Origin of the sequence: Vreelandella neptunia (assembly GCF_000712975.1) — a bacterium.
Classification (GTDB): Bacteria; Pseudomonadota; Gammaproteobacteria; order Pseudomonadales; family Halomonadaceae; genus Vreelandella; species Vreelandella qaidamensis.
The window spans coordinates 232532-251392 of record NZ_JHQL01000002.1; the positions used below are offsets into that span (position 1 = coordinate 232532).

Consider the following 18861-nt stretch of genomic DNA (forward strand, 5'->3'; position numbering starts at 1 on the left):
AACTATCTCAAAAAATTAATCTCATGCTATCGAACTCAAACACCTGAATGTTTAAACTTTCGTTGAAACCCCCCATTCTCCCACTCTTCGATCCATTTTTTAAAAGCGGTCGCTGTCATCGGGCGGGCAATAAAATATCCTTGTCCACATTCACAGCCTAGTTCAATAAGCTGCTGACTATGTTGAAGAGTTTCAACACCTTCTGCGACCAAGTCACATTCGAACGCGCCTGCAAAACCAATAACGCCCTTTAGAATGGCAAGGTCGCCAACGCTAGTCAGCATGTTTTGTACAAAACTACGATCGATTTTAAGTGTATCGACCGATAGGTCTCTTAGGTGGCTTAATGAGGAGTAACCGGTCCCAAAGTCATCTAATGAGATACGAATTCCCATCATACGACAGGCAGTCAACACCGAGTAAACATGACTGACGTCCTCGATAGTGCTTGTTTCCAGCACTTCAAGCTCAAGCCGCTGTTTAGGTAAGTTGGGGAAGCCTGCTAGTAGGCTGCTTAAATCGTGAAGAAACTGGGAATGCTGTAAGTGATACCCATCAATATTAACACTCACATGGAAATTCAAACCCTGCTGAAGCCACGCCTGAAGCTGGCAAAGCGCGCTATTAATTACCCAGCGTCCCAGCTCTATCCCGGTAGCCGTATTAGTAAGCACAGGTAAAAAAGTAGCCGGTGCTTTTAACCCCTCATCAGGATGGTTCCAACGTATGAGAGCTTCTGCTCCCAGCACCTTACCCGTCAACATATTGATTTTTGGTTGATAGTAAAGCTCAAACTGGCCATCTTCCATCGCCTCCCTAATGGCAGATAGCTCTGATTGCTTGCCTTTTTGCACTTGCTCATTGTCGACATTGAATAGACATATCTGATTCTTACCAGCAAGCTTTGCTTGATACATCGCTTGGTCAGCCTGACGGATTAGCTGGTCTGGCTCAACGTCTTTCGACTGTGGATATAGCGTAACGCCAATACTGGCCGAGAGCTGTAAAAGCACAGAATCGATATCAAAAGGTTCTGCTAACTTACTGATCAGCCGAGAAAGTGCTTCTTCTACTAAACTGGCACTAAAGCTGCTATTTAAAAAAATCACAAACTCATCACCACCAAAGCGGGCAATTAAGTCATCACTTCTGAGGTTACTGGCCAATCGCTTAGCGACTAGCTGGAGTATTTTATCGCCCATATGGTGACCGTAGCGATCATTAACCTCTTTGAATCCATCAAGATCAACAAACGCAAGCGCAAATGCCAAGCCATCTTTCTTGGAATCAACGATTTTCTGGTCAAGGTGTTTGGTCAAGGCAGTGCGATTAGGTAGACCTGTCAACTGGTCAGTGTCTGATATGGTACGCAGCAAAGAAACTTTTTGCTCTAGCAGTTGTTTGGTTTCTGTCAGCTCTTCAAACAGTTGTTCAGAGCGGCTAGCACTACTAATACTCCAAAAAAGTCGTTCATTGTCGCTATCGCCACAACGTACACTAACCACAATGGGTAGTACGCTATTAGAGCGGGTCACCATAGAAAGACGGATTTCTTCGCACCGTTTTTCACGTACCAAAATAGGCACTATATAAGTGTCATACATAATCTGTGACGCTCTGCTTAATAGCGTAAACAGATCAATATCCACTACTTCATCCGTTGAATAACCGTGATATTGCTCAAGATAGCGATTACTATAGAGAATCCGACGTTTATAGTCGGTCACCATGCACCCTACAGGGAAATCATTAAGCGCATATAAGTTAGCTATAACCATGATCTGCCTTGAGTAAAGTCACGATGATTTATGAGTAAAAGTATTTTACATATGCGTATAGTCTCTGATAATGAAATAAGTTGCCATTTTTAAAGCGTAACTATTTGATACAAAGATAAGAATTTTCAATATCCACATGAAAAGCCCCCCAGAGGGAGCGTTCTCAGGAAACAGTTATTCTCTTTGAGGCCCTAGGAAGCGTGTTTCGTTGGAGCTTGTTATCGACGGGTCGTCTAAAGCGACAAAATGTAGCTCAATAGAGTGGCTGGGCAGCCTAAGGGTGTCCTCTTCTACGGTCAGTGCAATGCGTAAGTGGCGGGTTTTGTTAGCTTCTACCTCAATGGTTTCCACTCCTTGTAAACGCAAGCCTGGCAGACCCGCGGCTGATAGCGCATAACGATGCGGCCGGCTATCGTGATTACGTAGCGTTACGTTGTAATAATTAATGACCCGCCCATCTGCCGTGCCTTCAAACAGCGTTTGCCGATCCCGCACAATGTCCACGTCGATAGGTACTCGCGCGTTCAAGAAACTAACGAGCAGTACCACCATGGAGAGCAGTGCTACCGCGTAAGCAATTAGCTGCGGACGCCAAAAACGGGTGGTTTTACCTGACAACGCCCGTTCTGTGGTATATCGCACAAGGCCAAGCGGTTTATTAATACGTGCCATTACGCTGTCACAGGCATCAATACACGCGGCACAGCCAATGCATTCATACTGCAACCCATCACGAATATCGATACCTGTTGGGCATACCTGAACACACAGCTCACAGTCGATGCAGTCGCCAACCCGGGTTGTTTCAATACTCTTATGGAGATGATTGTTCTTAAGATGATTGCCCTGGAGATGATTGCGACGCGGCTCACCACGGGCAGCATCATAAGACACGATCAGCGTATTAGCGTCGAACATCGCTGACTGAAAGCGCGAGTAAGGACACATATGAAGACATACTTGATGGCGCAGCCAGCCAGCATTTAAGTACGTAAAAACCGTGAAGAAGCCGATCCAAAATAGCGTCCAGGGGTGCGCATTTAGGCTGATAAAATCCACCACCAACGCTCTAATCGGCGTGAAATAACCGACGAAGGTGACCCCTGTTGCCAAAGCAATTAGCAGCCAAGCGGTATGTTTAGCTGTCTTACGCCACAGCGTATCCAGCGTACGTGGTGCCTTATCACGGCGTATGCGCCGGTGCCGCGGCCCTTCCAAGCGATGCTCAAACCAAATAAACAAAAAGGTCCAAACACTTTGCGGGCAGCTATAGCCACACCACACTCGGCCAGCCGCTACTGTGATCAAAAACAGGCCAAACGCGCACAGCACTAAGATCCAGGTGAGTAAGATAAAGTCTTGTGGATAAAACGTCGCCGCAAACAGATGAAACTCTTGTGCAGAAAGATCGAACCATACCAGCGGCCGATCCCCCCAGCTGACCCATGGCAAGCCAAAATACAGCGCCATTAGCAACCAATTCGAGCGACGCCGAATGCGCTGAAAAAAACCACCTATCTCTCGCACGTACACATGCCCAAGCTTAGGGGGCTTACTATGATGAGGTGGCTGATAGCTAGATGGCTGAGCATGAGATGGCTGAGAGGATGGCGTATGGTGACTAACCGAAGGGTCTGTGGTCAGGTTTTGCAGTGGAATGCGTTGCGTCATACCGATATCCAAAAAGGAGAGAATAGAGGTCTATACGATCGAGGGGCGTCGCCGATGATTCACCACTACTATCCCCACTAAGCGGCACTACAAACAGGCGCAGTTTTAGAGAAATAGTGCGTATCAGTTTAAGGATTGCCCACTAGCAACCCCGCTGCTGATATGCTTTTTTTTAATAGACGTGAGCCTGTTTTAAGTTTCTTACATGCGCCACAGTGGCCTCCCCCAACGGCAGAGAGCCTCACTGTAATGGCGTATATTGACGCTCTGCTCTACTCAACGCATCGACGATGGTTTACACCATGAAACGTTATGAACAATTTGCTGATGAGATAGCCACGCTGATCCGCCAGGGCGTGCTTGGCCCTGGCGAGCGGATCCCGTCTGTTCGCCAGGCCAGCCACCGCCACGGGATCAGCCCGTCGACGGTGTTTCAGGCTTACTACCTACTGGAAAATCGCGGCCTCATCACAGCGCGGGCGCGCTCAGGCTATTTTGTTCGTGAACATGCTCGGCGCCTGCTGGGTGAACCACGGATGACGTTGCAACCCACCGACCCAGCGGAAGTAGAGGTCAGTGAGCTCGTATTTTCGGTACTCGACTCACTGCAGGATGACCGAACGGTGCCCTTTGGGTCCGCCTTTCCAAGCCCCGAACTTTTCCCGCTTTCGCGTCTTAGCACCAGCATGACACGGGGGCTACGAGCACTTTCGCCTCAGCAAGTGGTGGCTGATATGACCACTGGGCATATCGATCTGTGTCGACAGATTGCCTTGCGCTACATGCTAGGCGGTATTCAACTACCGATGGAAGAGCTGGTGATTACCAATGGCGCAATGGAGGCCCTTAACTTAGCCCTACAGTGCGTAACCCAGCCGGGAGACCTTGTAGCGATTGAGTCACCGGCGTTTTATGCCAGCTTACAAGTGTTGGAACGGCTGAAGCTGCGAGCGGTGGAAATTCCGGTTCACCCACGGGAGGGCATTGATCTAGAGATATTGGCAGAACGCCTGGAAGCATTGCCTATTAAAGCCTGCTGGTTTATGAGCCATCTGCAAAACCCACTCGGTGCCAGTCTAAGCAAGGAACGAAAACAGGCGCTGTATCAGCTATTAAAGCAGCATCAAGTTCCCATGTTAGAAGATGATGTGTATGCCGAGCTGACCTTTGGTAGCTCCCCTCCTGCTCCGGTAAAAGCGTTTGATGAGGAGGGGCTAGTTATCCACTGTAGCTCTTTCTCGAAATGCTTGGCGCCTGGCTATCGTGTTGGCTGGGTAGCAGGCGGACGCTACGCAGAAGCCATTTCACGACTGAAGTTAATGACGACTATCTCGCCTTCCATTCCCGCCCAAGCAGCCATTGCCGATTATTTACAGCACGGTGGTTATGACCGCCACTTACGTAAGCTCCGCCATGCGCTAGAAGCCCAACAAGGCAGTATGCTAGCGTCTGCAGATCGCCACTTCCCCACCCAAACGCGTATTACCCGCCCTGCTGGCGGCTATTTTTTGTGGGTAGAGTTTCCTGAGCAGGTGGATTCGCTGCGCTTATTTAACATGGCGCGCGACCATGGCGTTAGCTTAGCCCCAGGCCCCATCTTTTCGGCCACCCAACAGTTCCGGCACTGCGTACGCTTAAGCTACGGCCATCCATGGACAGCGCGGAGCGAACGGGGCATGGAAACCCTTGGACAGCTGCTAAATCTGTTTTAATCGCCCAAGCTACGTTATGGAACAGCACCACCTAGCAACGACAAAGCAGCGCTAAAGCAATTCTTCACAACAATTCTTAAAAGAAGTTCTGTTCAAGTACTCTTAAAAAGTGCTCTTACAACTACTCTTAAAAGCAGCTCTTAAAAGCGGCTCTTAAAAGCGGCTCTTAAAAGCGACTTTTACAAACTACTCTTAAAAATAATTCACGCCCACCCGCGAAATACATAGGCTGGTAAATAATTATTTGGTTTTTGAGTCATTGTGTCCTATTAATGATAGTGACGTTAATAAAAATTAAACCTCACTGCTACTCGAGCGATATAATAGACCTTAACCTATGACTGTCGACCTACAAGCGCTCTATCCAAAGCTGGTTCATTTGATGCTGGACACGGTCTTCGTGGTCGATGGAGACAATCACATCCTCTTTGTGAGCGATGCTTGTGAGTCATTGCTTGGTTACCGTGCCGATGAGCTGGTTGGCTCTCTAATCACTAACTATATGCATCCTGATGACCTATCGGCTACGCGAGCATCTATTGTCCGGGTTATGAATGGCCAGCACCATGTCGATTTCCGCAACCGCTATCTCCGCAAGGATGGTAGCACCGTACACATTTTATGGTCTGCCCGCTGGTATAAAGAAGAGGAGGTTCGGATAGGTGTAGCACGGGACGTAACCGCCCTAGTGCAAGCCGAAGAGGAGTTGCGCTTTCTTGCTCATCACGACCCACTCACTAAGCTAACAAATCGGTCGCTCTTCTATGATCGCTTGACCACCAGTATCAGCGCAGCTCGGCGCCATCAGAATCGCCTCGCCCTGCTCTTCCTGGATATTAATGACTTCAAGTTAATTAACGATACCTATGGACATGCCGTGGGCGATGGGGTGCTCTGTACGGTGGCTCGACGGTTAGAAAGCTGCCTACGCGAAACGGATACCGTCGCGCGGATGGGCGGTGATGAATTTACGGTACTACTGACGGACATCCAGTCAATTAAGAGCGTTTCACAAAAGATAGATCAGATTCTCACCGTCATGGCGAAACCACTAGGCGCAGAATTTGGAGAGATCAGCATGCCATCCTGTAGTATCGGTGTGGCCTGCTACCCTGCCGATGGGGAGGATGCCGATACGCTGCTCAAGCATGCCGATAATGCTATGTATAAAGTAAAAAAGTGCCGCTAATAGGTAGCATTAGCTGAGTGTCATGTTAATAACCATTAAAGCAACGAGCGCCACGATTGCAGGCCAAGGGCTGCGTAGTACCACTCCAAACAGGGTCATTGGGATTAAAATGGTCAGCGACGCCATTATGTGTGGCACCTCAGCCAAACCACTCGCAGCCATGCTCCGAATATAGATAAGCCCCAGCATGCCAAGCAGCAGTCCAAACCATACGTTACGATCACCCAGTCGTGATGACATATGTTAAATCCCCCTTATCATTTCATCGCGCTTACTGCTATATGGCGAACGACGCCTCTGCGCCAAACTGCAACGCCGCTAAGTGACGATAAAGCGGACTAGTGGTCATTAATTCAGCATGGCTGCCCGAGGCCACAAGCCGGCCATCTTTCAGCACCAACAGGCGATCGGCATTAATCACCGTCGCTAAGCGGTGAGCAATCACAATGCTGGTGCGTCCGCGCATTAGCCTATCCAGCGCCTGTTGTACAAGGCGCTCGCTTTCCGCATCTAGCGCACTGGTCGCTTCATCCAGCAGTAGTACCGCCGGATTTTTAAGCAGCGCACGGGCAATCGCCAACCGCTGGCGCTGGCCACCGGAAAGCTGTACACCACCTGGGCCAAGAGGCGTGTCATACCCTTGGGGAAGCGCGTCGATAAAGTCGCTGGCGCTGGCATCAACAGCAGCTGCACGCAGCCTTTCATCGCTTGCTTCAGGGCAGCCATAGCGAAGGTTGTCAGCCACCGAGCCACTAAACAGTACCGGCTCTTGAGCAACTAATCCCATGGCCCCACGCAACTCAGCAATATCTATCGTGCGAATATCAAGACCATCCAGCGTAACGCGCCCTTGGTCTGGGTCGTAAAAGCGTAGCAGCAACCCCAGCAAGGTGCTTTTGCCAGCCCCAGAGGGCCCAACAACGGCCACCCGCTCTCCGGCCTGAATGCTCACATTAAAACCACTAAGGGCGGGTGTTTCTCTCCCCGGATAGGTGAAGCGAATATCTTCTAGGGTTATTTCACCACGGGCGGGCGGCAATGCCACGGCGTTGGCCGGCGACTGTATGGTGGGGTGGGTATCCAATAGCTCCAGCAGCCGTTCAGCCGCACCCGCGGCGCGCTGCACATCTCCAGCTACTTCCGCTAAGGTAGCCACCGCACCTGCCGCAAGTAGCGCGTAGAAAATAAATGCCGACAACTCACCAGCACTCATGGTGCCCGCCAGCACCGCCTGCCCACCTTGCCAAAGCATTAACCCAACGCCGCTAAAAACCACCAGCAACGCGACACCGGTTAACCAGGCACGCTGCTGGGTTCGCGCCACCGCGCTACTAAATGCCTGCTCTACCCGCTGGCCGTAGCGACGTTTATCAACGGCTTCGTGATTAAACGCCTGGAGGGTTTGGAGCCCGCTAAGTGCCTCTTCGGCATAACGACCAAGCTCCGCAATACGATCTTGGCTGGTGCGCGAAAGCCGCCGCACACGCCGGCCGTACCACACAATCGGCAGCAGCGTGGCAGGAATACCCAAAAGCACCATCGCTGAAAGCCACGGCTGGGTCACCAGCATCAACACTATCGCCCCCACCAACATGACCAGATTACGCAATGCCAGTGAAATCGATGACCCAAATAGGCTTTGCAACACACTGGTGTCGGCAGTCAGCCGCGACGCGACTTCCCCCGCTGCACGGCCATCGCTAGCACTCTCGAAAAAGCTCGGCTCCAGAGTGAGCAAATGGTCAAAAACACGTTGGCGTAGATCCGCCGCCAAACGCTCTCCAATCCAGGTGACTTGGTAGTAACGCAGTGCTGATGCCATCGCTAATAGCGCTACCACGCCAAGCATTAACCCCAGCGTTTTGGCCAACGCCTGGGAATCCGCCGCCAAAAAGCCATTATCGATGACTAAACGTAAGCCGTTGCCCAGCAACAGCACGCTGCCAGACGCTAGCAGCAGGGCGAAGCCCGCTAAGGCAAGACGTAAACGATAAGGACGCAAGAGTGCTAATAACCGAAGCAGGACACGACGATTGGGGCGCTGGCTCATATAGATAGATACTCGCTAAGAAAAGCGGTTTTCGACCATAGCAGGCTCTAAGGCGGCCTGCAGCCAACAATTGCGTAGTGTGCGCTTTCGCCACTGCTGGGTTACCGGGTAAGGGGGTGTTAAAGTAACTAATAGCGCCCACACCCTATTAGTCCATGGCGCCCAGATTAACCGTACCATCCTCTAAAAAGGCCCAAAACGATGACAATGACAGCGCCAACAAAACCGACGCCAGCAACAACGCCAACGCGATTACCTTGCCGTGGCTGCCTAGCCGACTGCATAAATTATGCGACCTGCGAAGGCAAGCCTTGGCGAAAAGTCACTCGCCCCTCTTAAGACCACGAGGGCCGCCGTTACTGTGCTTCGTTTATTGCGACAGGCTCACTTTCTATAGCCATCTTCTTTTACAACCACCCTCTTTTACAGCATCTGCTATTACAGCCAACCGCTTGCAGTCCCCTTAGGGTAGTAATGGATGAGGGGGCTGCATTGATTAGTTTTTTACTGATTTAGAGGGTAGTGGATTCTTCTTCACCGACAGGCTCAATGGGTTCGCCGTTCTCGTCAAGCAGCTGGTGGTCGTAGGCTGCCTGAAGGCCAGTATCTTCAGCAGATGGCTGCTCTTCTTGCGCTTCTTCTGCTGTTTCCTCCGTCCAGTCTGCCCAGTAATCAATATGGCCTGGATAAATAGGCGATAAGATCGCCACCACAATGCCAATAGCAGAAAACACCGAAAACGCGTAGGCATAGCCAGAACTATCTACCAGCATACCCACCACCGGGGACCCCGCTGCCTGCCCCAATGCGCACGCCATAAATGGCAGCACAGGCCCCATAGAAAGCCGTCCTGGCAATAGCCGTATGCCCGTCATTAAATACAGACCCGTTAAACTCATATAGGCAAGGCCAAATACTAGCGCTGCAAACATCGCCAGCCCTAATTGATCTGGATTAGCAGCCAGCAATACTAGGCTTGAAGAGAGCATCATCAGCATTAATGCTTGTGTGATAGGCGGGTTATTGCGGTCAGCTAAATCACTCACCATGGCTCCCCCAAGCCCAGCAAGCCCCACGGCAAACCAAAGCCAACCGGTTTGATTAGCAGGCAACGCGCCAAGGGTGACGACCAAATCAGGGGCGAACAGCCAGAACGGTGCAGACACAACGCCCATTGCGAACGCAAAGAGTGAAAGCCGGATAAGACGTGACCATTGCAACCGCGTAATTGGCGGTGGCGGAGCTGCATTGGCGGGTATTACACGTGAAACCGAGGGGATAAAGTACCACGCTGCCACCACCCCCAGGCCTGCTAACACGGCAAACGTTGAGTAAGTAAAGCGCCAGGCATCAGCTAGAAATATAACGGTCGGCACCGCCACAATAATCCCGACACTCGTGCCCGCATTCATAATGGAGCTAACACGGCCATGCATCGTTCGGCTAACCAACGCCTGCATCGCAGCGGTCAACGCAGGCATCATCAACCCCGTGCAGATGCCACAAATAAACACCCCAACACCAAGCGATAAGGCATTTGACGACTGACTGATAACGACCAGACCTGCCACACCGAACCCACCAGAGAGTACCGCCAGGTTCCGCGCCCCTAGCCGATCCGCGGCGAGCGGAGCAAACAGGGTCGCCAACACGAAACTAATAAACGGCAGAGCCCCAATAATACCGACTAAGTACGCTGTTAGTTCCAGTTCTGCGCTAATGGAAGGCACGAATAAGCCAAACGCAAAGCGTGCAAGCCCATAGCTAATCGCGACCAGGGCTGCCCCAAATAGAGCAAACCCCATGTTCGATAAGGTCTTCATCCTGGGTCTCCGCTGTCACATGCTGCGTGAATGCAAGTCCAATTAGGTTATTGTCGTAGCAACATCCAAGATGAGCAATGCAGAGACATAATTGCTCAACGATGTAATAGCAGCCAATCATTTCCAACGAAAATAAAGAACAGGCAGATCAACTCCTTATAACCTGGGCCGGCTATACAAATAAAAGGACTTTTTTATAGAGACAGGCTAAAAACAACGTAAAAAATAAATAGTTAAAAATGCAAAAACCCCGCACTTGGCGGGGTTTTAAAGCTTACCGAACTAGTCGGTAGCTAATATCGCAGTATGGAGTTTATTCCATAACCTTGATATTAGAAGCTTGAAGGCCTTTTTGGCCCTGTGTGACGTCAAAAGAAACCTTCTGACCGTCTTGCAGGGACTTAAAGCCTTCTGCTTGAATTTCAGAGAAGTGCGCGAACAAGTCGTCGCCGCTAACTTCAGGAGAAATAAAGCCGAAGCCTTTAGTGTCGTTAAACCACTTTACGGTACCAGTTGCCATGATCGAAATCCTCGATTTAGCGAAATTAATGCCGGGGAAATACCCGAGTTACAGAGGGCAGAACAAGAAACTTTCACCAGGCTCAACGCTAAAATGCTTCGATACTGCTGACAACGTTCGACTTGCTAACCAACTGCAATCAGTCTGCGCTTCTATAGCACTCCCGTCAACCATAGTCATAAAAAAGATTTAAATAAGAAAAAACGGCTTCCATAAATATTTCAATAAGTGCTTATGCATAAGCTTACATGCATACAAGCTTCTTCACATTAATGGTTAATATTAGTAATTACCTGTGATCGGGAGCCGCTTATTCTTTTCAGTCACTAATAATAAATAATTTATAAGAAAATATTTCAAATGAGAAAAAATGACCAAGAAGTCTCTAATCAACGATAGGGGGCAAGCCAGAAAATAGCGCTAGGTTGCGGTTCTTCTGGCCAACGGCCATAATTTTTTATACATTAGCTGTACAAACAAACACAGAGCGAACAACAAATCCCACTCTATAACATGACGTGACACTCTACAAAGTGAAACGATTACCAGGAAGACTACCTTTATTCAGTGCTTGAAACGTCCCGCTCTACACGGGCCAAGGTTAGTCGTCGCCCTTCATGCGGTGAAAACTGAAACCGGCCTTCTACCTCTACGACGTCACCTAGAAATGGGGCTATTTGCTGATGAGGAAAAACCTCAACACGATTGAGGTGTTCGTCTTCAATCCAATAGTGAAGTGGATCATTAAAATGCCGTACCACGCCATGGGTCACTATTTGGTTGTCGTCAAAGGCAGTGGGGTTATTCGCTAAGATAGTCAACGGCACCGTTACGGTTAACTGGCCACGACATCCAGTGATAAGGGTTACAAGCAGCAGAGTAACAGCCATTAGACCGATACGTTTTCGAAGTGGCCTCATTGCGTCCCCCCACTGATAATCGCTTATGACTGATGATTGTTTACGGATGGTTGTTTACAGATGGTTGTTTACGGATAGTGTTTACGGATAGTTGTACAAGGCGTTGTGTGACTTTGCTCATCTTAACGCCACGCAAGAGTGTAAATCTTCTATTTTTGCCTAGGGGTATCGAATGTTCCCATGCCGCCGCTATCGCAGCCCGTTATTATGGCTTAGTTCCCTAAGTGTTCTTTTATGGCTGTTGACAGCAGGGCACGTCTGGGGAGAACCCACCACGGCACCAGCTGAGCAGCGCACTCTGTTCATTCAGCTCGACCCCACCACTCGGACGCTTCAAGGCGAACTGCGTCAACCTCTCTCTACTTCAAGCCGCTTTCGCTTACTTGAGGGCTTAACGCTGACCTCGGCGCAGCGTGGCGATGAAGAACTGACGATTATTCAAGATACTGATGGGCACTGGCAGCTACCCACAGTTACCAATGCAGCAGACAACACGACACCCATTACACTTCGCTGGGAAGGCACGCTGCCAGACGCCAGTTCCAACAGCCGTCTCCAAGTAGCAACGGATGGTAGCTTGCTACCTAGCCGTGCCGGCTGGTACCCCGACCTAAGCGATTCCGCCATGCCTCTAGGGTTAACCGTTAGCGTGCCCAATGGGCAGCTCGCCGTCGCCACCGGCTCATTGGTAGAAGAGCAACGCACACGCGATCACTATGTGGCGCACTTTTATCATCCGCACACTCGTGATGTAGAAATTGCTACTGGCCCCTGGCAGCTTCGCGAACGTGAGGTTGACGGGGTAACTCTGCGCACGCTCTTTCCCGAAGCGCTGGATACCGCCTTCGGAGAGACGTATTTGCAACACGCCACCAAACAATTGGCACTCTTTCAAGCACGCCTGGGGCCGCTACCTTATAAAAGCTTCTCTATCGCAGCATCTCCCGCGCCTATCGGTCTTGCCTTTCCTGGTTTTACGCTGCTTGGCGAGCGGGTCATCCCGCTACCCTTTATTCCTAGCACTTCGCTGCCTCATGAACTGATGCACGCTTGGTGGGGGGCAGGGGTCAATGTTGACTACTCCAGCGGCAATTGGGCCGAAGCGCTCACCACCTATCTAGCCGATTACGCCTTAGCGGAGCAGCGCGACAACGCCGATGCTATGCGACGTCGCTGGCTGGCCGACCTAGCGGCGTTGCCCAACAACCAAGAAATCGCCTTGCAAGATTTTCGTGGAGCCCCCGACCCAGCGGGCCGCCTTATTGGCTACCAGCACGGCGCGATGCTTTTTCATATGCTACGCCAGCGCATTGGCGATGAGGCGTTTGACAACGGCCTACGCCACCTTGCCGAGGAATGGATGCACCGCACGGCGGATTGGCAGGCACTAATTGACGCCTTCAGCCTGGCCTCTGGCGAGTCACAACAAGCCTTCTTAACTGCCTGGCTTACCCGTCCGGGACGCCCCACGCTACATGTAGAGTCCATACAAACAGAAGCCCATGACGAGGGCTACCGCATCAGCGGTACGCTGATCCAGCGCGGCCAACATGCACCTTGGCCAATGGAAATTCCGGTGGTGGTCAACACCGAAGAGGGCCCAGTGAATGTACGCCAAGCCATGCATGACAAGCACCAATCCTTCGAGCTGCATTTGACAGCTCGCCCCCTGTCCCTTGAGGTAGACCCCGCGGCTGACCTGCTACGCCACCCTGGCCCAACCCCGGCCATTCTACGCCAGCTGATGCTTGACCCAACCACGCAGGTGCTCGCCCTGGACGAAACCCTCCTCCCCTTGGCACGACAAGTGTTAGGGCGAGATGCCGAAGCGCTTGCTACGCCAGTTAACGTGCAGGATGAGACACAGCCACCGCTGTTAGTGATTGGTACCACTGAGGCGCTGAATGAGTGGCGTCACGGCAACCCGCTACCCGCACCGCCACAGCCAATAGCGAATGCAGGGGAAGCACGCTTTTGGATGGCACCAGGCACGCGCATCGGTTTGCTGAGCGGCAATAATGTCGCTGCCATCACCCAACTCGCCGCCTCGCTGCGCCACCACGGACAGCAAAGCTATGTCGTACGCGGACAAAACGCTGACACCTCACAAGCGGGCAGCTGGCCAGCCGACGCGTCTCCGCTCAGCGTGACCTTTACCGCCAGCGATTTCAAATAACAGCATTCAGCCATCATTATCGCTGCTCATCATTGGGTAGATCACCCTTAGCGGTGCTCTTATCAGTATCGAGCCGATGTGACTGCTGCCACAGTCGAGCCACGAGTTCTTGGATAAAAGTACGCACAATCAGCGAGGGGCGTCGCCCCACCCGCGTCACCACACAGAAAGGCGAGGCAATTTCAACCTGATCAGGCAGCAGCGCTTTGAGCTCGCCCCGCTCAACCCAGTGGTTAGCATAATAACGCGGCAAATTGCCGATAAAGTGACCGCTGAGTATCAGCAGCGCCTGGGCTTCCATATTCGAAGCATGGGCACCTACCTGGGCATTAGGAAAACTTTTAAGTTCTTGTAGGTTCGCGTAAGGGCGCACCACAAATGGATGATTAATGACTTCTTCAATCGTTAATTGGGCGCTATCACGAGCGAACAGCGGATGCCGTTTCGCGCAATAAATGCCGTGGACTTCAGTATAGATCTGGCGGTGCTGCAACCCTTCCATTTGCGCGGTTTCCGGCAAAATACCAAGCTGTAGTTCACCATTGGCGATCTCTCCAATCAGTCGGTCAGGACTTCCCACCGTAATATTCAGCCGCGCTTTCGGGTTCTTACGCAAAAACTCACCAATCACCCCCTGCAAGTCAAGATCCACATCCATAATGGTGTTATCCACCACACCCAAGCGCAGCGTGCCATACACAGAGCTACGCAGCTCGCTCATTTCGCTATCGAAATCATCTACCGAAGAGAGCAGCAGCTTGGCCCGCTCATACACAATGGCGCCCCGCTCGGTTAGCTCAAACCCCTGCCTTCCACGGCGACAAACGATAAACCCCACCCGTTCTTCAAGCGCGCGGATATGAAAACTGACGGCGGACTGGCTCATATGGAGCGCCGTTTGCGCACCGGCAAAACCACGGTGCTCAGCCACAGCAAGGAAAACAGAGAGGCTTTTAAGGTCAGCAGCGGACAGCTTCATTGGCGTGCTCTACGTTGGTGCAATTAACATCAATAAATCGGGTATAAACATCAAGAGATAACAATTTTATTGTTGCATAACTCCTGCTTAACTCAAGGTGTTCTTGCTCAGCTGGCCTTCGCCGCTGATTCTAGTCTCACCATCCGAGGAGCATCCCCATGCAACGCATTCAGACTATTACCGCTGGCCTCCTACTTGGCATCGGCTTCGCCACTACCGCCCACGGCGACCTATTAGACGATATCCGTTCCGAAGGCACCTTCACGGTAGGTACGGAAGCGCGTTTCGCCCCCTTTGAATACATTGAAGATGGCGAAATTGTCGGCTACTCCGCCGATATCATGGAACACATCATGACCGAGCTTGAGGGGGTCGAGTTAATTCGTATGGACCTACCCTGGCAAGGCATTTTGCCGGGGCTTGAGCGCGAGCGTTTTGACTACGTCATTACCTCTGTTACCGCCACGCCCGAACGCATGCAGCGCTACCACCTAAGCGCACCGATTGCCGATGCCACAATGGCGATTCTCAAACGCGCTGGCGAAGAAGACATCAGCACCCCTGAAGATATCGCCGGCAAAGTAGCCGCTGCCCAGGCAGGGTCTGCCCAGCTGGAAGCACTCGAAGCATTGGCCGCACAGCTAGAAGAGGCAGGCACGCCTGTTGCCGATATCCGCACTTATACCGGCGTTGACGAAGCCTACGCCGAGCTGGGTACCGGCCGCGTAGATGTGGTGATTAATAGCCTGCCTAATTTGCTCGAAGCAGAACGCACCCGCCCAGATGTCTTTGAAGTGGTTGGCACTTTCGGTGACCCGGTGTACTTCTCCTGGGCAGGACGTGATGACGAAGAGAGCGCCTCGCTGAATGCCTTTATGGACGAGCAGATTCAGCGTCTCAACGAAGACGGCACCCTGAATGAACTGCAAGAGAAGTGGTTCGGTGGCCCGATGGATCTCCCGTTAGAACTGCCATCGGCTGAGTAAAACGGCACACAGTGAGTGTTCCATTTCCTTGCTTGCCGTTTAACTGTGACGTGGTGCTAACCGACAGGGGCGCTACATGGGGGTGCTACATGACAGGAGTGCTACATGTTTGAGATTCTGCTCAACCACTACCCTGTGCTGCTCAAAGGCTTGACCACCACCTTGGTGGTCTCGCTTTCCGCCATCGCATTGGGGTTAGTACTGGGCGTTTTGCTGGCGTTTGGTTTAACCAGCCGTTATCGCCTGGTGCGCTGGCCCTGCGGGCTTTACCGCAGCTTCTGGCGCGGCACTCCCATCTTGCTGCAACTACTGTTGGTCTACTATCTGTTGCCCGAAATGGGCATAGAGATAGCTCCCATTTCGGCTGCCATTCTGACCTTAACGCTGAATACCGGGGCGTTTCAGGCGGAAATATTTCGCAGCGGCATTACCCATATTCCTGCCGGACAAATAGAAGCAGCGCGCATGGCGGGTATCTCCGCGTGGCAAACCCGCAGGCGCATCATTATGCCTCAGGTATTTCGCCTCACTCTGCCGCCACTGACGAATGAAATCATCACCATTGTTAAAAACTCATCGCTGATTTCGGTAATTGCCGTCACAGAGCTGATGCGGGTGAGCGAACAAATTGCCTCGCGCACCTTTCAGCCGCTGGAAACCTACCTTGCCGCTGCGCTGCTCTACCTCGCGGTTAACTTGGTGCTGGCACGAATCAGCGCTTACTTAGAACGCCGTATGAGCGGCGGCCTCGCCACCGACTAGGGAAGTGTCCGTTATGTTCGATATTACCCTGCTATGGGAAGCCCGCGCGCTGATTCTGCAAGGGTTGTGGAACACGCTATGGATCTGCTTTTTAGGCTGCTTACTGGCACTTTCATTGGGCTTAGTGCTGGCAGCTCTACGGCTTGCTAACCCACGCCTCTTTGGGTATCCGGTGGCCTGCTATGTGGAACTATGCCGCGGCACGCCACTGCTCATCCTGCTGTTTTTACTCTATTACGGTGGCCCCAGTATTGGCCTGCGGCTGGACGCCGAGATCGCCGGTGTCACCGGCATTGGCCTGTATGGCGCAGGGTACTTTGCAGAAATTTATCGCGGCGGTTTCAAATCAATTCCTAAAGGCCAGCTGGAAGCGGCGCGCATGCTCGGCATTTCACCCTGGCAAACGCTGATTCGCATTCAAATCCCTCAAATGGCACGCCTTATCGTACCGCCCGGCACTAATCAGCTGATTATTTTGGTCAAGGAGTCGGCACTGATCTCGATTATTTCGGTGGATGACCTGACCAAAAACGCCACCACACTTGTTAACCAGACGTTCCAGGTCATTGAGCCCTATTTAGCGGTTGCCCTGCTCTACTGGCTGATGATTGAACTGGTTGCCCGGGGTGGCTATGCGCTGGAAAAGCGTTTAGCCAATCGACAACCGCGCCCTGTGGCGCAACAAGGAGCCAACGCCCATGCCAATGGCTGAAATGCGCTCGCCGTCTTCACCGGCTCGACAAAAAGCGATTGTCGAGGCACACGGCATCAGTAAGCAGTTTGGTGATTTGGAAGTGCTGACCAACATCGACTTTAGCCTCGCTCCATCTGAAGTGGTCTGTGTGATTGGCCCCTCCGGCTCAGGTAAGTCAACTCTGCTGCGCTGTCTGGCCTTTTTAGAGCCCTATGACCACGGCAGCGTCTATATCGACGGTCAGCTGCTGGGCTTTGAGGATCGCAACGGTAAACGGGTGCGCACTAGCGAAAAGCGCGTGGATGAAGTGCGAACCCCCGTGGGCATGGTCTTCCAACACTTCCATTTATGGCCCCATCGCACGGCGCTGGAGAACGTCACCGAAGCCCTGCGTCTGGTCAACGGCCTGTCACGCCGTGATGCCGAAGCCGAAGGCATGACCCTATTAGCACAAGTTGGCCTTGCCGATCGGGCAGGCCATTTCCCCGAAAGCCTTTCTGGTGGCCAAAAGCAGCGCGTGGCGATTGCTCGGGCGCTGGCTATGAAACCCAGGGTGATGTTCTTCGATGAACCTACCTCAGCCCTTGACCCCGAGCTGGTAGGTGAAGTGCTGGATGTCATGAAAGCCCTGGCCGCCGAAGGTATGACCATGGTGATTGTGACCCACGAAATGGGCTTTGCCGCCAAGGTTGCCGACCGCGTGATTTTTATGGATCAAGGCCGCGTCGTAGAGAGCGGACCGCCTGCCACGCTGTTTCGTCAACCTAAAAGCCAGCGGCTCCAGCAGTTTCTTAATACCTGGCGCGAGCGCCATATCGACTAGCTCGCATTATGACGACACTTGGAGAATATAATGAGCTCTGACCCACGTTTTAACCATGCTCGTATCGAGCAACTACCGCGCAGCAACAGTGAGCCTTGCGGCCATAATCACAGTTTGGAAAACCCCATCTCCCCCGATGGCACGCCGATACTGGGTGAGCGCTATGAAGTTGCCGCCCGTGGTGGTCGGGCGGTACGTTTAAAAGCGGGGCAAACCATCCGCATCATCAATACCCACGGCACTCAAGTATGTGATACCTGGGCGTTTAGCGCCGATAACATCAACGAATTTATGTCCTGGGAACATGGGCGCGCCTGGCTGAGCGCGCTGATTCCTGATGTCGGCGATCCGTTAATAAGTAACCGGCGGCGTCCAATCATGACCCTGACAGCCGATACTTCGCCCGGTATTCACGACACGCTCATGGCGGCCTGCGACTTGTTCCGCTACATGACGCTGGGCGTCGAAGGCTACCATGATAGCTGTGCCGACAACCTGCGCTTGGCCCTGAAAGCCATTGGTGTTGATACCCCTGAAGTACCCCAACCACTGAATCTATGGATGAACATTCCCGTTAATGCGCAAATGAAGGTGGATTGGTGCCCGCCAGTTTCCGCCCCTGGTGACTATGTCGAACTACGCGCCGAGATGGACTGTATTGTGGCCATGTCTGCCTGCCCACAAGACATCATCCCAATCAACGGCGCTGACTGTGTGCCTGTCGAGGTACATTTTGAAGTGTATGAATAACCGCCTGTGTAAATCACCGCTTGTATGA

At 52.1% G+C, this 18861-nt stretch carries 16 protein-coding genes; 8 read left to right on the plus strand and 8 right to left on the minus strand.

From position 1 onward, the window contains the following. Positions 1–35: 35 nt before the first annotated feature. Positions 36–1778 (minus strand): GGDEF and EAL domain-containing protein, encoded by a 1743-nt coding sequence (locus tag CR46_RS0105735; RefSeq protein WP_030070815.1) that lies wholly within the window; start codon positions 1776–1778, stop codon positions 36–38. A 174-nt stretch (positions 1779–1952) separates the two neighbouring features. After that, the gene (gene ccoG / locus CR46_RS0105740) at positions 1953–3449 is read right to left on the minus strand and encodes a cytochrome c oxidase accessory protein CcoG (RefSeq protein WP_035536352.1); all 1497 of its coding nucleotides are present in this window, start codon (positions 3447–3449) and stop codon (positions 1953–1955) included. Between the two features lie 302 nt (positions 3450–3751). On the opposite strand from ccoG, the gene mapR reads away from it, so the two are divergent. Together mapR and CR46_RS0105750 are read left to right on the plus strand one after the other, a co-directional pair. After that, entirely contained in the window at positions 3752–5161 is a 1410-nt protein-coding gene (gene mapR, locus CR46_RS0105745; RefSeq protein ID WP_030070817.1) for a GntR family transcriptional regulator MpaR, read from the plus strand. Positions 5162–5498: 337 nt separating this feature from the next. Beyond that, complete coding sequence (locus CR46_RS0105750; protein WP_030070819.1) at positions 5499–6350, plus strand: diguanylate cyclase domain-containing protein; 852 nt, start codon at positions 5499–5501, stop codon at positions 6348–6350. Between the two features lie 9 nt (positions 6351–6359). Here CR46_RS0105750 and CR46_RS0105755 read toward each other — a convergent pair whose 3' ends face one another. The 5 genes from CR46_RS0105755 to CR46_RS0105775 form a co-directional block, all read right to left on the minus strand. Further along, positions 6360–6590: a hypothetical protein gene (locus CR46_RS0105755; RefSeq protein WP_030070821.1), complete on the minus strand. Its 231-nt coding sequence runs from the start codon at positions 6588–6590 to the stop codon at positions 6360–6362. A gap of 37 nt (positions 6591–6627) precedes the next feature. Then, positions 6628–8400 carry an ABC transporter transmembrane domain-containing protein gene (locus CR46_RS0105760; RefSeq protein ID WP_030070824.1) on the minus strand — a complete coding sequence of 591 codons (1773 nt, stop codon included), beginning with the start codon at positions 8398–8400 and terminating at the stop codon, positions 6628–6630. Between the two features lie 512 nt (positions 8401–8912). Next, positions 8913–10223, minus strand: coding sequence for an MFS transporter (locus CR46_RS0105765; RefSeq protein ID WP_030070826.1), 1311 nt, complete (start codon positions 10221–10223; stop codon positions 8913–8915). A gap of 313 nt (positions 10224–10536) precedes the next feature. Beyond that, positions 10537–10743 (minus strand): cold-shock protein, encoded by a 207-nt coding sequence (locus tag CR46_RS0105770; RefSeq protein ID WP_030070829.1) that lies wholly within the window; start codon positions 10741–10743, stop codon positions 10537–10539. Positions 10744–11303: 560 nt separating this feature from the next. Further along, complete coding sequence (locus CR46_RS0105775) at positions 11304–11663, minus strand: hypothetical protein (protein ID WP_030070831.1); 360 nt, start codon at positions 11661–11663, stop codon at positions 11304–11306. Positions 11664–11835: 172 nt separating this feature from the next. Here CR46_RS0105775 and CR46_RS0105780 point away from each other — a divergent pair, with 172 nt between their 5' ends. Next, positions 11836–13839 (plus strand): M1 family metallopeptidase, encoded by a 2004-nt coding sequence (locus tag CR46_RS0105780; RefSeq protein ID WP_030070833.1) that lies wholly within the window; start codon positions 11836–11838, stop codon positions 13837–13839. A 16-nt stretch (positions 13840–13855) separates the two neighbouring features. Here CR46_RS0105780 and CR46_RS0105785 read toward each other — a convergent pair whose 3' ends face one another. Further along, complete coding sequence (locus CR46_RS0105785; RefSeq protein WP_051690120.1) at positions 13856–14818, minus strand: LysR family transcriptional regulator; 963 nt, start codon at positions 14816–14818, stop codon at positions 13856–13858. A gap of 158 nt (positions 14819–14976) precedes the next feature. Between CR46_RS0105785 and CR46_RS0105790 the strand changes: the two genes are divergently transcribed. The 5 genes from CR46_RS0105790 (at position 14977) to CR46_RS0105810 (ending at position 18833) form a co-directional block, all read left to right on the plus strand. Beyond that, positions 14977–15804 carry a transporter substrate-binding domain-containing protein gene (locus CR46_RS0105790; RefSeq protein WP_030070838.1) on the plus strand — a complete coding sequence of 276 codons (828 nt, stop codon included), beginning with the start codon at positions 14977–14979 and terminating at the stop codon, positions 15802–15804. Positions 15805–15909: 105 nt separating this feature from the next. Then, positions 15910–16566: an amino acid ABC transporter permease gene (locus CR46_RS0105795; RefSeq protein ID WP_030070840.1), complete on the plus strand. Its 657-nt coding sequence runs from the start codon at positions 15910–15912 to the stop codon at positions 16564–16566. Positions 16567–16579: 13 nt separating this feature from the next. Next, the gene (locus CR46_RS0105800; protein ID WP_051690121.1) at positions 16580–17278 is read left to right on the plus strand and encodes an amino acid ABC transporter permease; all 699 of its coding nucleotides are present in this window, start codon (positions 16580–16582) and stop codon (positions 17276–17278) included. After that, positions 17265–18083, plus strand: coding sequence for an amino acid ABC transporter ATP-binding protein (locus CR46_RS0105805; protein ID WP_084180380.1), 819 nt, complete (start codon positions 17265–17267; stop codon positions 18081–18083). Before CR46_RS0105800 ends, CR46_RS0105805 begins: the two co-directional genes overlap by 14 nt. 30 nt (positions 18084–18113) lie before the next feature. Continuing rightward, on the plus strand, positions 18114–18833 hold the full coding sequence (locus CR46_RS0105810; RefSeq protein ID WP_051690122.1) for a DUF1989 domain-containing protein: 720 nt from the start codon (positions 18114–18116) through the stop codon (positions 18831–18833). Positions 18834–18861: the final 28 nt, after the last annotated feature.

Coding starts and splice junctions, on each gene's coding strand:
- CR46_RS0105750 (WP_030070819.1), top strand. CDS start 5,499: ATGACTGTCGACCTACAAGCGCTCTATCCAAAGCTGGTTCATTTGATG.
- CR46_RS0105775 (WP_030070831.1), bottom strand. CDS start 11,663: ATGAGGCCACTTCGAAAACGTATCGGTCTAATGGCTGTTACTCTGCTG.
- CR46_RS0105790 (WP_030070838.1), top strand. CDS start 14,977: ATGCAACGCATTCAGACTATTACCGCTGGCCTCCTACTTGGCATCGGC.
- CR46_RS0105810 (WP_051690122.1), top strand. CDS start 18,114: ATGAGCTCTGACCCACGTTTTAACCATGCTCGTATCGAGCAACTACCG.
- CR46_RS0105755 (WP_030070821.1), bottom strand. CDS start 6,590: ATGTCATCACGACTGGGTGATCGTAACGTATGGTTTGGACTGCTGCTT.
- CR46_RS0105805 (WP_084180380.1), top strand. CDS start 17,265: ATGCCAATGGCTGAAATGCGCTCGCCGTCTTCACCGGCTCGACAAAAA.
- CR46_RS0105785 (WP_051690120.1), bottom strand. CDS start 14,818: ATGAAGCTGTCCGCTGCTGACCTTAAAAGCCTCTCTGTTTTCCTTGCT.
- CR46_RS0105760 (WP_030070824.1), bottom strand. CDS start 8,400: ATGAGCCAGCGCCCCAATCGTCGTGTCCTGCTTCGGTTATTAGCACTC.
- CR46_RS0105800 (WP_051690121.1), top strand. CDS start 16,580: ATGTTCGATATTACCCTGCTATGGGAAGCCCGCGCGCTGATTCTGCAA.
- CR46_RS0105780 (WP_030070833.1), top strand. CDS start 11,836: ATGTTCCCATGCCGCCGCTATCGCAGCCCGTTATTATGGCTTAGTTCC.
- CR46_RS0105735 (WP_030070815.1), bottom strand. CDS start 1,778: ATGGTTATAGCTAACTTATATGCGCTTAATGATTTCCCTGTAGGGTGC.
- ccoG (WP_035536352.1), bottom strand. CDS start 3,449: ATGACGCAACGCATTCCACTGCAAAACCTGACCACAGACCCTTCGGTT.
- CR46_RS0105765 (WP_030070826.1), bottom strand. CDS start 10,223: ATGAAGACCTTATCGAACATGGGGTTTGCTCTATTTGGGGCAGCCCTG.
- CR46_RS0105795 (WP_030070840.1), top strand. CDS start 15,910: ATGTTTGAGATTCTGCTCAACCACTACCCTGTGCTGCTCAAAGGCTTG.
- CR46_RS0105770 (WP_030070829.1), bottom strand. CDS start 10,743: ATGGCAACTGGTACCGTAAAGTGGTTTAACGACACTAAAGGCTTCGGC.
- mapR (WP_030070817.1), top strand. CDS start 3,752: ATGAAACGTTATGAACAATTTGCTGATGAGATAGCCACGCTGATCCGC.